The sequence below is a fragment of the Roseovarius sp. W115 genome (genome assembly GCF_032842945.2).
Classification (GTDB): Bacteria; Pseudomonadota; Alphaproteobacteria; order Rhodobacterales; family Rhodobacteraceae; genus Roseovarius; species Roseovarius rhodophyticola.
Map to the genome: position 1 here is coordinate 600853 of NZ_CP146606.1, position 14432 is coordinate 615284.

Here is a 14432-nt window from a genome sequence, read left to right on the forward strand (position 1 = left end):
TGTCTGCGGCTAGGACCAAGGATTATTCAAATGAGCTACAATGTAAAACTCTCTGGCGTCATGCCAGCGCTCGTGACGCCTTTTGATGAGACGGGCAAGATCGACTTTAACGCTTTCGAAAAATTGATGTCCCATTTCCGCGAGGCTGGGGTAAGCGGTTGGGTTCCCAACGGCTCAACCGGTGAATACTTCTCACAATCGACTGAGGAGCGACGTGCAGTTCTGCAATTTATCAAAGAATACGCAAATGATGATGAAATCCTTGTAGCGGGAACCAACGCGCCTGCGACCCGCGAGGTGATCGAGCAAACCGCATTGGCCAAGGAAATCGGTTATGACAACGTCCTGTTGGCTCCGCCTTTCTATACACGCCCGACGCAGGAAGAGCTGATCAAACACTATGAGACAGTTTTAGATGAGGTAGACGTAAACCTAGTGCTTTATTCTTATCCACTAAAGGATGGAGCGGATATCAGCTTTGAATTGCTGGATCACTTTGCGGACAATCCAAGGGTCATTGGCATCAAGGAAAGCTCGGGGGTTTTGCAACGCGCCATCGACATTTCATCGCGCTACGAAGGTAGAATACAGCTGATTTCCGGATCGGATGACATTGCTCTCGATTTCATGTTCTGGGGTGCGGACAGTTGGATTTGTGGCCCGTCGAATTGTATGGCAAATGCTTGTTGTGAACTGGATCGTGCGTTCAAGGCTGGTGAATTGGCCAAAGCGAAAGGGATCATGAAGACGCTTTATCGCGCTATGAACATCCTTGAATCCGGCAAGTTTGTGCAAAAAATCAAGTATGGCTGCGAACTTCAGGGCTTGCCCGTTGGCGAGTGCCGCGCACCGCTGGGACCGCTTACTGAAACAGAGAAAGCCGAGCTGCGCACCGCGATGGAACCACTCCTGAACGGGTAATCCTATTAAGGGTGGTGCACACGGTCCCTGCGGTGTCATGAGGATCGCTTCAAGCTAAACCAAATGGCAAGAACCTTTAATGGATTCAAGCAAACCTCAAAAAACGATCGTGGTAGGCGCCGGTGTGATCGGAACAGCTATTGCGTACGAGTTGCAAAAACGCGGCCATAGCGTGACGCTTGTGGATCGGGACGCGCCGGGTAACGGAGCTTCTTATGGAAACATGGGCTCGGTCGCCGTGACCGAGTTTATGCCTGTTGCGCGTGCCTCTACCTGGAAACAAATCCCCGGCTGGCTGGTTAATCCAAAGGGTCCGATCCGTGTCAGCCCAACTTACATGCCCCGTTTAATCCCATGGTTCGTGCGCTTTCTCGCCGCCAGTCGTCCGTCGGTCGTGCAGCGTTTGGAGGCCGCAGGTGCAGCCCTTTGCGAACGGTCATTGGAGGACACCAGAGCTCTGTTGGCCGAACTCGACATGACAGAGCATATTTCGACAGCCGGGTGCCTTTCTCTTTATGCCAATGACCAAGAATACGAAGCTGACCGGGAACGCATAGAAATGCTGGATCGGTTTGGTTTTGACTATGAGGTTCTGGATGCAAATGCGCTTCGTGCAATGGAGCCTGAAGTTACTCACAACATCTCCAAGGCAATACTTCTACCCGACAACCGAACTGTGGCTGATCCACACAAGCTTGTCCTCGGTTTGTTTCAGGGGTTTCGCGGGTTGGGCGGCACATTCCGCACGGCAGAAGTGACTGGATTTGAACGCAGCGACCGGATCAATGGCGTATTACTTGGCGATGGCGAAATCGTTTACGCCGATCAGGTGATCCTGTCTGCTGGAGCCTTTACTGCCCGCCTATCCAAATTGTTAAACGAACCTATGCCGCTGGAAACAGAGCGTGGGTATCATACGCAGATCATGGCGCCAGGAATCGAACTGACCCATTCGATTATTTGGCCAGCAAAGGCTTTTATGGTCAGTCCGACTGCAGGCGGCATTCGTGTTGGCGGTACGGTCGAAATGGCCGGTCTTGACGCGCCACCCGACTATCGACGTTCAAAGGTCACCGTGCATCGTGCACGCGAAGCACTACCAAAACTTGAAGTTCAAGAATTTGCTGAGTGGATGGGACATCGGCCCGCCTTTCCCGATACAATTCCAGTAATGTCAGCCTCTGTGAAAACAGCGGGTGTGTTCTATGCCACAGGTCATGGTCATCTGGGTTTGACCCATGCTGCGACTTGCGCCCGTCTGATGAGCGATCTGGTCACCGGCGTGAAACCCGCAATCGACCTGGAACCATATAGAGTTGATCGGTTTTGACCGGGCCTAACGGAGAAAATCATGCACTGGAAACGCACCCTTCAAACTGTGGATGTTCACTGCGCTGGTGAGGTCGGACGGGTCATTACCGGCGGCGTTCTCGACATCCCCGGTGACACCATGTCTGCCAAACTGGCACATATTAACGATGTTGATGACAGCCTGCGCCGGTGGCTTTGCTCGGAACCACGCGGCGCTGCGAACCATTCTTTTGTTCTGATCACCCCAGCATGCCATCCAGATGCAAATTTTGGCATGATCATCCTACAGACCGATCAGGCCCATGCCATGTCCGGATCAAATTCCATGTGTGCCGTCACGGCTATTTTAGAAACAGGGATGATGGAGATAATCGAGCCAGAAACCCTGGTCACACTCGATACAGCATCCGGCCTCGTGTGCGCGACAGCAACCTGCAAGGATGGTAAAGTGGTCGGCGTTAGTCTCGACATGCCTGCATCATTCGTAGCGCTACCGGATGGAACCGTTGAAACGCCGCTTTGGGGTACAGTGACCTATGATCTTTGCTTTGGCGGCGTGTTTTATGCGCTCGTCGATGTCGATCAGATCGGGCTGTCGATCGCCCCTAAGAACGCGCGGCTATTGGCGGAAAAAGGCGTTGAGTTGCGGGATATCATCGCGGCAAAGACCAAGATTTTTCACCCTGAATTTCCAGCAATTCACGGGCTGGCTTACGTCATGTTTCGATCCATTGAAGAAGACGGGGCGATACGCACTTGCACCACTTTGAAACCCGCGCGAGCCGATCGGTCGCCTTGTGGGACGGGAACCAATTCAACAGTGGCGTTATTGCATTCAAAGGGAGAAATGCGCTCCGGCGATACACTCACAACTCGTTCAATTATTGACGGCGAGTTTCAGGCCGAATTGCTGGGCGCGACACAAGTCGGACAATTTCCTGGTAGCCGGGTCCGGATAGAAGGGCAATGTTGGATCTATGGTATTTCTCAAATTGGGCTTGATCCCAGTGACCCTTTTCCAACTGGTTTCATTCTTTCTGATACGTGGGGCGGATAGAAAATGAGGTTTGGCTTTATCGGCACAGGCGTTATCACCGAGGCAATCATTTTGGGAATGCTCAAGGCCGACTACCCCGTTGATGAGATTGTTGTGTCAGCGAGGACTAAGAGTGTTTCGAAGCGGTTGGCAAAGGCTTCGGACAAAATTCGCATTTGTGAAAACAACGCAGATATTGTCAACGCTGCCGACTTGTTGTTCTTAGCGGTGCTTCCGCAAGACGCTGAACATGTACTTGTGCCGCTCGAGTTTTCCCCTGAACAAAAGATTGTCAGCTTGATCGCCACGATCCCTATTGCGCAGCTGCAAGAGTGGACGCGTCACGATGCAATCATTTGTCGAGCCATCCCTTTGCCGTCAGTCGCAGACTTGACCGGCGTCACGGCTGTATTCCCTCCACTCGACGCCGCAATGGGTCTTTTCCAAGAACTGGGAACTGCCATTCCGGCAAACACAATCGAAGAGTTTGACTCCTTCGCTGTCGCAAGCGGCATGATGGGGCTCTACTTTGGTTTTGCAGAGTGCGCAGCCCAGTGGCTTTGCACTCAGGGCACAGACTATAGAGGAGCTCGGGCTTATCTCAGCACTATGCTTCTTGGCCTTGCAAATACGGCATTCCAATCACCGGATGAAAGCTATGAAGAATTCCGCCTGCGCCATACGACTCCTGGTGGTCTGAACGATCAGATGTTTCGGCGTTTTGTCGACGAGGGCGGGGAAAATGCTTTGTCACATGCATGCCAAAGCGTTGCGGAACGAATTCGCAAAAACCACTATTCCCAGGATTAGCCTACGGCCTTGTCGGCGGTGCCGTCTGAAACCGGGAGGTTATCCGCTACACCCGCTGCGAACTCCACGTTCTCGTGCCCCTGGCAGCGGTCTTTTCCGGCCTTCAGCATGTCCTCACTGAGATCAACGCCAATGTTCTTGCCTGTGGCTGCCAACGGCCACGCTGTTACGGTACTATGTGCTGATCTCCCAGACTGCAAACTTGAAGAAAATACTGGTTTGACAGAGCTGAGCACGCCAGAGTTTCGGTGATCGGACGCTGTCCCTGTTACTTCAATAATCTTCCCTGTAGTTGATTGCACAATCCCTGTTCGAACGGCTGATATTCCCTGTTACTTGAATAACAGGGAATTGGCCTGCAACTTGCTGAAACCGTGTGGGTAATCAGGGCTAGATCTACCCAAAATGGCTGAATTCAGGTCGAATCCGCAGATATTCCCTGTGAATTCCCTGCTTCCGGAGAAATTTGGCAGAGACCAGTTCGACAATGACTGCGACCTCCATCATCTTCACTCCCAGCATATGGATAAATAGTATTTGGTGCAGCTCCAAAGCAATGAGTCTTGAGACCATTCACAAATCTTGCGTGATTGCCGGAAGTTCGCTACACTATGTAGCTAATAATAAACAAAAACGGCACCGAGCAGGTCCATGCAATATATCTTTCATCTGGGTGTGCACCAGACGGCGACGCCGTATGTGCAAGACACACTGACCCACAATCTTGAAGCGCTACGCGCACAAGGCGTGTTTTACGTCAATGCTGAAATGCCAAAGGCGGTCCTGCGCCATCGACGTGTCGTTTACCGGCTGTCTCATCCGGAAAAGCCGACACCCGAGATCGAAGCTTTGGTCGACACAAATCATTCCGTGGCCGATGCGGCACGCGCGGCTGGGGCCAAGAAAGTCCTGTTTTCAAACGATTATGGCCTTGGCCCAGCAATGCACGAAGCCTTGGCCATGGGTCTCGACGATCCGGCGTTCTACCCCCGCGCGCATACTTGCTTTCGGCACATCGTGCGCGGCTTTCCCCTGCGCAAAAGCCGCATTTTGGTTTATTCGCGAAACCCCGAAACATACCTCACCAGCCTTTACTCAGAGGCCATTCGGCTGGGGCTAACCAATCTCGACATTGACGGGTTTTGCTGTTCTGTTGCCTTTGACTCGGTTGATTTTGATGGGCTACGCGAGCGTTTATCGTCCCTGCACTCAGACTTGCGCATCACAATACGGGCGTATGAACGGATCCGTCTGGGTGCGGAGACATACATGCGGACCTTGCTGAGGGATCTCGGTGTTCAAGCTCACAGTTTTGTCTTTTCCCCTGCCCCACCAGAGGACACATTGGATGCCGCGCAAATTGAAGCGCTGCGCCATATCGCGATGGGTTCAGAAACCAAGCGCCCTGCATTGGTCAAACAATTGCGAGAGCAGGTGACGAGCCATCTTCCAAACCCTTCAAATCGTTTGGCATTGCCCGATTGGGTGAGGGACCGCTTGCGTGCGCGTGAGCAAAATGAGATCGCGCATTTCGTAACCATGGCGGCAAATTCGCTTTAAAGAGCTTCGCGATAAACCTGGCTCGCAGATGATCGCGCAACGTTTTAGCGTTTGTGTTTCGGCTTCCAGGTGTCGAGCCAGCGGCGCATGCGGCCGCGGCCATCGTTTACGGCGTCACCCGCCGCGTCAAAACCGGACTCGATGCTGTCAACCACGGGATCAATCCGCTTTGCGCGAAACCGACGCCAAAGCCGCCAGGCGCCGAGCACCACCAGCCCAAACAGCACCAGAATGATGATGTTCACCCAAGGCACGCCCTTGGGCGCATCGGGGCCTGAGACCGGGCTGACACCAACCGCATTGGGAAAAATCGAGAGAAACTCATTGCGCCAGCCATAGTGCTTGATCGCGACCCATTTGGGGGCATCTGCGGTCGATTTCTGATCTGCGGCCTCTGCTTGCAGGTTTGAGGTGTCAAACTTGAAATAGGGCGGCCAGCTCCAGCCGGTGTCCTCATTGCGATAGACCATGGTCGACCCATTGGCGCGGACGGTCTGAATGAAGAACACGTCTCGGTTGGCCAGCGTGCCGTCATTGCCCACGTCCGGGCTTGCCCAGAAGATCGAATTCTCCCCGAAATCGATGCGTTTTTCATAAGTGTCGGTGACGCGCGCAATATCCGTTTGCGGCAGCGTGTAGTGAAAAAACGCGGCCCAGAAGAGCCAGAAAACCACCCAGAAAACCCATTTCACATAGACCATACCGTCACCCTCTTAATGGAAATTGGTGAAATAAATGATTGCCGCGACGATACTGAACGGCACAACATACACACCCCAGATGAGCTTGCGCCGCAAAGAACCGTCATATTCCTCCAGCCCCTTTTCGATATAGGCATCCAGATCGCCGGGCCGTCCTTCTTCTTCCCACCATTCCTTGAGCTTGCCGCGCCGCACCGCCCGAGAATAGAACGAAAGGCAAATGTAAATGATGGTGCAGACGACAAAGCCGATCACCAAAAGCCGTGCAAGTGCTGCCATATCGCGTTACCTCCTATCCTGGTCCCGAATTCCGGATTGTGTGTTGCGCGTCCGGCGTGCCGGGCGGCGGCGCACCGCGCCCCAGGGGCCCACACGATCCACAACGTCCACAGGTTTTGCCAGCTCAGGCTCTTCCATCGGCGCCTCATGCCCAAAGAGCGCCTCGCGCGTGCCGAGCTTGTCCACCTGATATTCATTCACCAAAAGATCGACCACATAGTCCCTCTTGGCATCCGGCCAGCTGGCGTAGTGCCGGTAAAAGAGTATCTTGTGGCAGATGAAAAGCTGTCGGATGTCTTTGGGGGCCAGCTCGCTCAAAAGCATGTTCACCAGATCGGCGTCTTTATGTTCTGCCGCGCGCAGGGTGTAGAAAAAGGCCGGGTCATCTGAGCTTATGACAGGCCACGGCCCGCCATTTTCGGCCCAGTTGAGCAACGCGTTCAGTGTATGGAATTCGCGCGGCAGGTGGCTGGCGTAACGGCGCGCCAGCCGACGCATCTCTGACGGGGAGCGCCCGGCAAGGTCAATCCCCTCACCTGCAAGCGCGTCAACCAGAATGAAATCCATCTTCTGGCGCAAGATCGCACCGGCGTCGATACCGCGCGCCTTGACGATAGGTTCCACCAGCCCGTTGAGTTCCAGAAACCCGGCAATGCGATTTCTGTTCGTCAGGTCAAAGACATACTCAATCGGGCTGTCCGCAAACTGAGCGCGATCCGTGGCGCAGATCACCGCGGGCAGATCAAGATCCTGAAAGAGATACACCCCGCCAAAATGGTCGGTCCAATAGTTGCGCTGCTCAAAGCTCATCTGCTTGAGATCAATAGGATTGCGCAGCACGTTGCCTGTCTGGTCCGCCAATTCGATCATATCGGCAATCAGCACGTCGTCGAACCACGCATCCTCCTCAGATATGAACCGGTCCACCTTCTCGGCCAGCTCATCCGCCTGCCCCAGCGCGCCGTTGGTGGTGTCGGCCTCGACCGTGATCTTGCGGATATCAAAAAGCCGCGCGGGCGAGGACATGTCATAGACCGAATTCACCAGCTCCCCGGCGACCGCATCGCGGGCGGTGAGGGCAAAAAGCGCGGACTCGTTCTCCTCGATGAACTGCCGCAGGATGCCCCGCGCAGTGGAAAATTTGGCGTTGAGCAAAGGCGCGCTCTTCTGGTCCGTCGTCAGCAGGATGAACTGCCGGTTGACGCCTGCATGGTTGAGATAAAGGTCATCACCAAGCTCGTGCCCGATCTCGGGGGAGTAGCCGGAGATGTCGATGTAGAAGTCTGTCAATTCGGTGGTCTTACCCGTCAGCGATTTGAGCGCGCGGTTGTAGCGCTCAACAAGCGCGGGGCTGGCCACGTGGACCAAATTGCCAAACATCAGGCCGGATTGGATCAGGCGGTGCAAGTCAGGCTTCCTTTCGGGCAAAAAACAACGTCGGTATCACATCGGTATTGCGTCGGTATCACGTCGGGGCAGATCATGTCGCTTCCTGTGCGCGGCGCAGACGTACACCTTTGATCACGGCCATCAGCGCAACCAAGGCCAAAGCCACGCCCAGCGCTTTGATCGTCATCGTCTCGCCCTTGATTGCTGAGCCGCCAAAGAACAGCACGAAAGTGCCCAGATGCAAAATCCCGCGTTGGATGCGCACCCATCTGGCCTCAAGACCTTTGAAGGCCAGTGCAATTTCCACCCCCACCATGGGATCAAAAGCATACCGGGCCAAAAGGCACTCACGCGCGAGGAACTGGTCATCCAGGCAAAATCACCGCCAAAAAAGAGAAAGGCGGAGACATAGAGATGCACCAGATAGGCCAGGTAAGAGACCGTCCAGAAGGCCAGCCAGCCACGATTTGCGCCTTGCGAGAGGTAATAGGCATAGGCCGGGATCAAAAGGATCAGCGCGGCCCAGGCCGTGAACGCGGATTGGTAAAGGGCGAGGATGGTGGTCTCATCCGTGTCTGGTTGTGGGTTTGGGTTGGCCTCGGTTGCGGGGGTGTGGTGCTTAGCAGGCCAGAGCCTTCGAAGACAGTTGCCGCCCAGAAGGCCAATGCGATCAAAAGTGCCCCGGACATCACGGCGACAGGCCAAGGTCTGTCGATGATCATACGCTCACCCCTTCCCCTCCAGATACCGCCGCTTAGCCTCTTCCATACGGCCCATCTCGCGCACCGCATTGTCAATCGCCACCTCGTCCGATTTGTCGGCATAGCGGAATTCGCTGTCCGCGTAGCGGTTGATTTCCTGGATGACCATTTCGATGGTGATGGGCTGGCGCAGCTCTTCGATCATGTCTCTCTTGGTGTCGTAATCCTTGAAGAGAAACAGATCGGGCTTTTCCATCCATTCATCGGGCAGCTCAAAGTCCATGGCCCGCACCTTGACCGCGTCGGTGATGTTCTTGATCGCCCGTCCGGTAAAGCGCTCATCGGCCTCCTGAATGCCCTTCAAATACGTGCCGAGTTTGGCAATCGTATCCAGCGCGCCGATGTCTTTTGAGACCCGGTCATAGACCTTCAAAAGCCCCTCCTCATGAGGGCGGCTGTGGCTTTCGAAACTCGCCGCGACGGCCTTTTTGATTTCCTGCGCGGCATAGACCTCATGCTCGCCCAGCGGGATGTCGTGGTTTTTGCCCATCAGAAGGTAAAGAATGTCGATGTAATCCTCGCGTGTTTGCGGGCCGTCCACGAGAAACCGTGCCCCGGCGCGTTGGCGCAGGGCGTCATCCACATTCTCGGGGTAGTTCGAGAACATTCCAAAGGTGCAGTTGCCGCGCACTACGGTATTGGCCCCCGCAAAGCTCTCCATCAGCACGGCGGTGATCTCCAGCTGGCCTGCGCTTGACTGCCGGTCGCCGCGCTTGCCTGCCAACTGGTCGATATCGTCAATCGTGCCAAAGCCGATCACGCCGGGATCCAGCACGTTGTTGATAAACGCTTTGGCATTTTGCGCTGACTTGCCCTGATAACTGTCGATGCTGTCTGTGCTGAGGTTCTGATAGCGAAAGGCGTATCCTGCGTTCTGGCAATACTCATTGATGAGCCCCGCCATCATCTGAATGAGTGTGGTTTTCCCGGTGCCGGGTTTGCCATCGCCCATGAAAGTAAAGATGAAGCCCCCCAGCTCGGCAAAGGGGTTCAGCCGCCTGTCGAAATCATAGGCCATCAGCATCTTCGAGAGCTTCAGCGCCTGATACTTGGCGATATGGTTGCCCACCACCTCATGCGGTTTCTTGAACGTCATGGTGAGCGTGGTGGATTTGCCCTTGGCCGCGGCCTCAAAGCCGCGGATGGTGAAGTCATCTTCCTCCACACGCCAGCTTGCCCCGGTGAAGGCCTCCAGCCGCCCGGCATTTTGGGCGCGCAGGGTGATTTTCTCCATCAGCTGCTCGGCAAAGGCCGCCACCGTGGCCACCAGACGCGCGTCATCACTGGCATGCGCTGCGATGTCCTGATCCAGCTCCCAAAGCGCCCCATGCAGGGCCAGCAGGGAATTGTCGGTCAGAACCTCCTCGACCTCACCCACTTCGACGCTCACCTCCGAGCCATGAGGGCCCATGAGAAACGCGGTCGCATTGGCAAAGACATGGCCAACGGCCAGCGCCTCTGCCCCCAAAAGCTCGGTAAACTCCGTCTTGCGCGCCTCGGCCAAAGACCCCGCCAGATTGGCACGGCGCAAATCGGCCAGCCCGGTGGCCTCGGCAAACTGCTCTCCCACGGCCAAAGCAATGGCCAGTGCCCGGCGCAGCCCGTGCAAAACCGTAGCCTGAAGCGGGCTGACCAACGGGTCGCCCTCATCCGCGCCCTCGATGCGCGCCACAAGCTGAACACCCTCGGGCCGCGCGGTGGAGCGCGTGACCAGACCCGGCGTGGTGCTGCGAAAGCGTCGGCGCGTGCCAAGGCCGGATGATGTCTCCTGCGCCTCGGCCTCAACCGGTTTGGCGATCCGGGGGGTGTGATCGAACCCCGCCAGCATCGCGGAGGCCGCCTCGTAGTGCTTGGCGATATCCTCTTCCCGCAACTCCATCGTGTCGGCCGTCAAACTCATCTAAGAAACCCTCTTTCTTTTTGCCTCAAATATCCCCGCCGGAGGCATTAATACCTCAGCACCCGGCCCGTCGGGCTCACCACATATTTCGTCACCGCGCCAAACCCCGGCGGGTTCTTTTCGGCCAGCACCTGATAGGGGCGCTCGGGCAGGATAATGCTGCGCTCCATGCGTGTGGCCCCGGTTTCCGCGCCTTTACCTGAAAAGGGATCAAGCGCAAAAACCTCGCGCTCCACGGCCCCGAACCATCCTGCGCGTTCCTCAATGACCCGCTCGCTTTCCAACACCTCATCGGTCCAGGCCAGGGCCCAGTCCTGCCCCTTGGGCGCTTGTGCCTCTGCCAGCACCTCGCGCATCGGGCCGGTCTGGCGCGTGAAGGTGTGGCTATACATCGGACCGACATGCAGGCGGCGCAGTTTCTTGGGGTGCAGATCGTCGAAGCTTTCGTCAAAGCCTTTGGCAATGGTCAGAAGCTTCAATCCCCCAAGGCTTTGCGCCATCAGATGCGCCTGCACCTCGGGCCAGCGGCGCTCATCCTTGCCCAAACTGCGACGGCCGGTGTCCTCCAGTTCCATGAGGTAAATGGTCGGCAGGTTGACCTGACTGTCATAGCTGGCCCAGTGCAGCAGGTAACGACGGCGGTCTTTCAGCCCCTCAAGCCAGATGATTTGCGGGTCGTTCTGCGCCCAGAAGAGATGCCCTTTGATCATCTCTTCGTAGTAAAGCCGCTGCGACAAGGCGAATTGCAGGCGTGTGGGAATTTCGCGCTCAGAGATGATCTGCTCGACCATCTGGCGCTTCAGCGTCTCGGCATCAGGTTGGCCTTCCAGATGCTGGCGCGCTTGGGCGGCGTCGTTGGCCATCACCATCAGTTCGGAGAACATCGGAAAGCCACTTTCCTCGACATCCATCTGCAGAGAGCCAAAAAACTGTCCGGTGTCGCGCCCCACCAGAAGGTATTTCATCGAAAGCGCTTTGAACGTGTAGGCGATGGCCTGCACATAGGCGGTCAGAACCTCAACTTCTCGCTTGCTGAGCGCGCCTTCGGCTTGCATTACCGCCGCGACGCGGCCCAGATGCGCGGTGATCTTTTCAAACTTGGCGAAGTAGCGGCGCGAGGCGAAGAGATCGGTAAGCGCGGCGCGATCGTGGTCCGGCGATGATTTTAACTCGGTCATCGCGACTGGTCTTTCCGGTTCACGCGCTATCCCCGCCGCCCTTCCGGCCTTTGCCGATCATCACCAGACCGGCAATCCCAAAGAGGATGCCCAACAGATTGACCCAGGCAGGCACGGTGAAAATGAACGACACCACAAGGCAAACGACGCAAAGCGCGATGAGGGCTACTCCCAATCCCATGGCTTAGCCTCCATATGCGTTGGCGTCGTGTTTCTCGATGATCTTCGAGAACCGTCGGGCAAAGCGTTCGTCTGCCTTGGCCTTGGCTTCCAGAACCTCGCGGGCAAAGACCATGTGGTCCTCATGCGCCTCTAGCATGTCGGCCATCCGCTTGTTGGTGGCAGCACCTATGCCGGCCATGGCCGATTGCGCCTCCTGGTCGGTCTGCACGCCGATTTCGTTGATGCGGTGGGCGACATCCTGTTGCTGCGCGGTTTTGAGCGATTTGGTCAGCGCATCATACAGCACCACACGTTGCTTGGTGTCGGTCTGCAGCTTGTTGATCAGCACCATTTGCGTGGCTGCCTGGTTCTGCAAACTGTCGACCCAGGTTTTGCCCTTCTCGATATAGCGCTCCAGCGTCTGCGACTTGGCAAGCTTCACCTGCTCCTGCTGAACCATTTCGTTATACTTGGCATTCATCTCGGCCAGCTCGGTTTCAAGCTTGGTGCGCGCGGCGGCGTCGGTCTCATTCGCGATCTTGTTTTCCAGCTCGATGATCTTGGGATCCATGCCCTGAATATCGGTGCGCAGCGCCTCCAGCTCACCCACGGTCAATTCACGCTCGTCCAGCGTTTCGGTGAGGTTGCCCTCCACCTTGACCTTATGCTCTTCCAGCGTGCGCAGTTGCCCTTCCAAAAGCTGAACGATCACGTCAGATTTCGAGATCAGATCCTGCAGTTTGTCATCAATGCTGGCGGTACGCACGCGATCTTGGCGCATGGAGTCCGATTTGGCCTTGGAGAATATGCCAACAAAGCTTTCCCAGCCGGTTTTCGAGCGCATCTCGTCGAAATCCTTGGAAAAGGCCGCGGTGATGTCATCGAGCCCCATGATCAGCTCTGCAATGTTGGCGTTCATGGTTTCGGTATGCGCATGCACCTCATCCAGCGAGGCATTCTCAATATCAAGTGTTGCATCTTCGCCGCCCTTGATCTTGGACCGGGCCGATTCAATACGGCTTGTCAGCTCTTGTATCTTCGCCTGCGCCTCTTCGACCTGGGCCTGACTCTCACGGACTTGCGCATCCAAATTCGCCATTAAAATCCCTCTCTTTTGACGTATCCCATTGATATATATGGGGTCTAATTCCAGTTTTTTAAGTTTTTAGGTTCTTCGCCGCTTGGAAACGCTGCGTTGAAACCCCTTGTTTTCAGGCAAATCATGCCGCCCCCGGCGCGTGCAGACAATCCCGTTTTTTGGCAGAAGCCACTTTGATGCGAATTTCCCGTGTTCCACCTCTCGCGCAAATCACAATCGCGCCCTATAGTGCGACGAAAGACCAACAGGCAAACCGGGGCGAATATGGCCCGCAAAACGCGGACAGAGCAGCCATTCAACATCCTCATCGTGGGACAGGCAGGACGGCTTCAGTTTGAGGCTGTGCTCTTTGCGGCCAGTCTGCGCGCCAGCAGCCCGAATTTTGCCGGACAGCTCTATGTCGCTGAGCCGCAACCGGGACCGCTTTGGAAGAACGATCCAAGGATGCGCGGCGATGTGCGCGGTCTTCTGGAGGACCTCGGTGCCAGGATTGTGCCGTTTGAAAGCCGGCATTTCGGTCAGAGCTATCCTTATGGCAATAAGATTGAGGCGCTGTTTGCCATGCCGAAGGGGGAACCCTTTGTGTTCTTCGACACCGATACGCTGGTCACCGGCGATCTGATGACAGTGCCGTTTGATTTTGCCCGACCATCCGCATCCCTGCGCCGTGAGGGCACGTGGCCGGAAATCCAACTCTATGGCCCCAGCTATCACCAGACATGGGGCGCGCTTTACGACCAGTTCGGGCTTGATTTTGAAAGCTCGCTCGACCCCGCCTACCCGGATGAATACTGGCGGCGCTACCTTTACTTCAACGCCGGGTATTTTTTTTATGAATGCCCACATGTCTTTGGACAAAGGTTTCTGGACTATGCTCTGGCCATCCGCGACGACACTCCAAAAGAGCTTGTATGTCAGTCGCTTGATCCATGGTTGGATCAAATCGCCCTGCCGCTTGTGATCCACGGGCTGGGCGGGGGAGAGATACGCTGCCCGATGGGTTTTTGGATGGCGACATCACCTGTCACTACCGGCTCTTTCCGCTGCTCTATGCGCGCGAGTCCGAAAAAGTGGTAGAGGTTTTGGAAGAAGTGGCCGCTCCCAACCCGATCAAGAAAGTGCTAAAAACCTATGATCCAATCAAGTTCATGGTCTATCACGGGCGCGGTCACAAAGTGCGTGAGCTTTTTGACCGCGACAACCTGCCCCGGCGCGAACAAGCCATTCGCAACACGATCAAGCGCAACGGATTTTGGATGCGTTAAAGCGCACCAAAGGTGAAAGACTGGAACAGCAGTTTCCACACTGACTTCTTTCTTGGAATA

At 55.8% G+C, this 14432-nt stretch carries 14 protein-coding genes and 1 pseudogene; 6 read left to right on the forward strand and 9 right to left on the reverse strand.

Translation table 11 applies throughout. From position 1 onward, the window contains the following. Positions 1-30: 30 nt before the first annotated feature. From RZS32_RS03040 to RZS32_RS03055, 4 genes are all read left to right on the forward strand, one after another. Positions 31-921, forward strand: coding sequence for a dihydrodipicolinate synthase family protein (locus RZS32_RS03040; RefSeq protein ID WP_317055557.1), 891 nt, complete (start codon positions 31-33; stop codon positions 919-921). A 79-nt stretch (positions 922-1000) separates the two neighbouring features. After that, positions 1001-2251, forward strand: a complete 1251-nt coding sequence (locus RZS32_RS03045) for an FAD-dependent oxidoreductase (RefSeq protein WP_317055558.1) — start codon at positions 1001-1003, stop codon at positions 2249-2251. A gap of 21 nt (positions 2252-2272) precedes the next feature. After that, positions 2273-3289 carry a proline racemase family protein gene (locus RZS32_RS03050; protein WP_317055559.1) on the forward strand — a complete coding sequence of 339 codons (1017 nt, stop codon included), beginning with the start codon at positions 2273-2275 and terminating at the stop codon, positions 3287-3289. Positions 3290-3292: 3 nt separating this feature from the next. Further along, complete coding sequence (locus RZS32_RS03055; RefSeq protein ID WP_317055560.1) at positions 3293-4078, forward strand: pyrroline-5-carboxylate reductase; 786 nt, start codon at positions 3293-3295, stop codon at positions 4076-4078. Here the strand turns inward: RZS32_RS03055 and RZS32_RS03060 are convergent. After that, positions 4075-4233, reverse strand: a complete 159-nt coding sequence (locus RZS32_RS03060; RefSeq protein ID WP_317055561.1) for a methyltransferase domain-containing protein — start codon at positions 4231-4233, stop codon at positions 4075-4077. The genes RZS32_RS03055 and RZS32_RS03060 overlap by 4 nt on opposite strands. A 496-nt stretch (positions 4234-4729) precedes the next feature. On the opposite strand from RZS32_RS03060, the gene RZS32_RS03065 reads away from it, so the two are divergent. Continuing rightward, on the forward strand, positions 4730-5638 hold the full coding sequence (locus RZS32_RS03065) for a hypothetical protein (protein WP_317055562.1): 909 nt from the start codon (positions 4730-4732) through the stop codon (positions 5636-5638). Positions 5639-5682: 44 nt separating this feature from the next. Here the strand turns inward: RZS32_RS03065 and RZS32_RS03070 are convergent, their stop codons facing one another. The 8 genes from RZS32_RS03070 to RZS32_RS03105 form a co-directional block, all read right to left on the reverse strand. Next, the gene (locus RZS32_RS03070; protein ID WP_317055563.1) at positions 5683-6339 is read right to left on the reverse strand and encodes a DUF1523 family protein; all 657 of its coding nucleotides are present in this window, start codon (positions 6337-6339) and stop codon (positions 5683-5685) included. Between the two features lie 12 nt (positions 6340-6351). Beyond that, on the reverse strand, positions 6352-6618 hold the full coding sequence (locus RZS32_RS03075) for a hypothetical protein (protein ID WP_317055564.1): 267 nt from the start codon (positions 6616-6618) through the stop codon (positions 6352-6354). A gap of 6 nt (positions 6619-6624) precedes the next feature. After that, a complete protein-coding gene (locus tag RZS32_RS03080; RefSeq protein WP_317055565.1) occupies positions 6625-8025 on the reverse strand; it encodes a DUF6638 family protein in 1401 nt (466 codons plus the stop codon). 165 nt (positions 8026-8190) lie between these two features. Continuing rightward, complete coding sequence (locus RZS32_RS03085) at positions 8191-8712, reverse strand: hypothetical protein (protein ID WP_339106803.1); 522 nt, start codon at positions 8710-8712, stop codon at positions 8191-8193. Between the two features lie 21 nt (positions 8713-8733). Beyond that, positions 8734-10668 carry an AAA family ATPase gene (locus RZS32_RS03090; RefSeq protein ID WP_317055567.1) on the reverse strand — a complete coding sequence of 645 codons (1935 nt, stop codon included), beginning with the start codon at positions 10666-10668 and terminating at the stop codon, positions 8734-8736. A 47-nt stretch (positions 10669-10715) separates the two neighbouring features. Continuing rightward, positions 10716-11846, reverse strand: coding sequence for a hypothetical protein (locus RZS32_RS03095; RefSeq protein ID WP_317055568.1), 1131 nt, complete (start codon positions 11844-11846; stop codon positions 10716-10718). A gap of 19 nt (positions 11847-11865) precedes the next feature. Further along, entirely contained in the window at positions 11866-12027 is a 162-nt protein-coding gene (locus tag RZS32_RS03100; RefSeq protein ID WP_317055569.1) for a hypothetical protein, read from the reverse strand. Positions 12028-12030: 3 nt separating this feature from the next. Further along, a complete protein-coding gene (locus RZS32_RS03105; RefSeq protein ID WP_317055570.1) occupies positions 12031-13107 on the reverse strand; it encodes a hypothetical protein in 1077 nt (358 codons plus the stop codon). Between the two features lie 264 nt (positions 13108-13371). Between RZS32_RS03105 and RZS32_RS03110 the strand changes: the two are divergent. Beyond that, positions 13372-14372 (forward strand): annotated as a pseudogene (locus tag RZS32_RS03110) (hypothetical protein). The last annotated feature ends 60 nt before the right edge of the window (positions 14373-14432 follow it).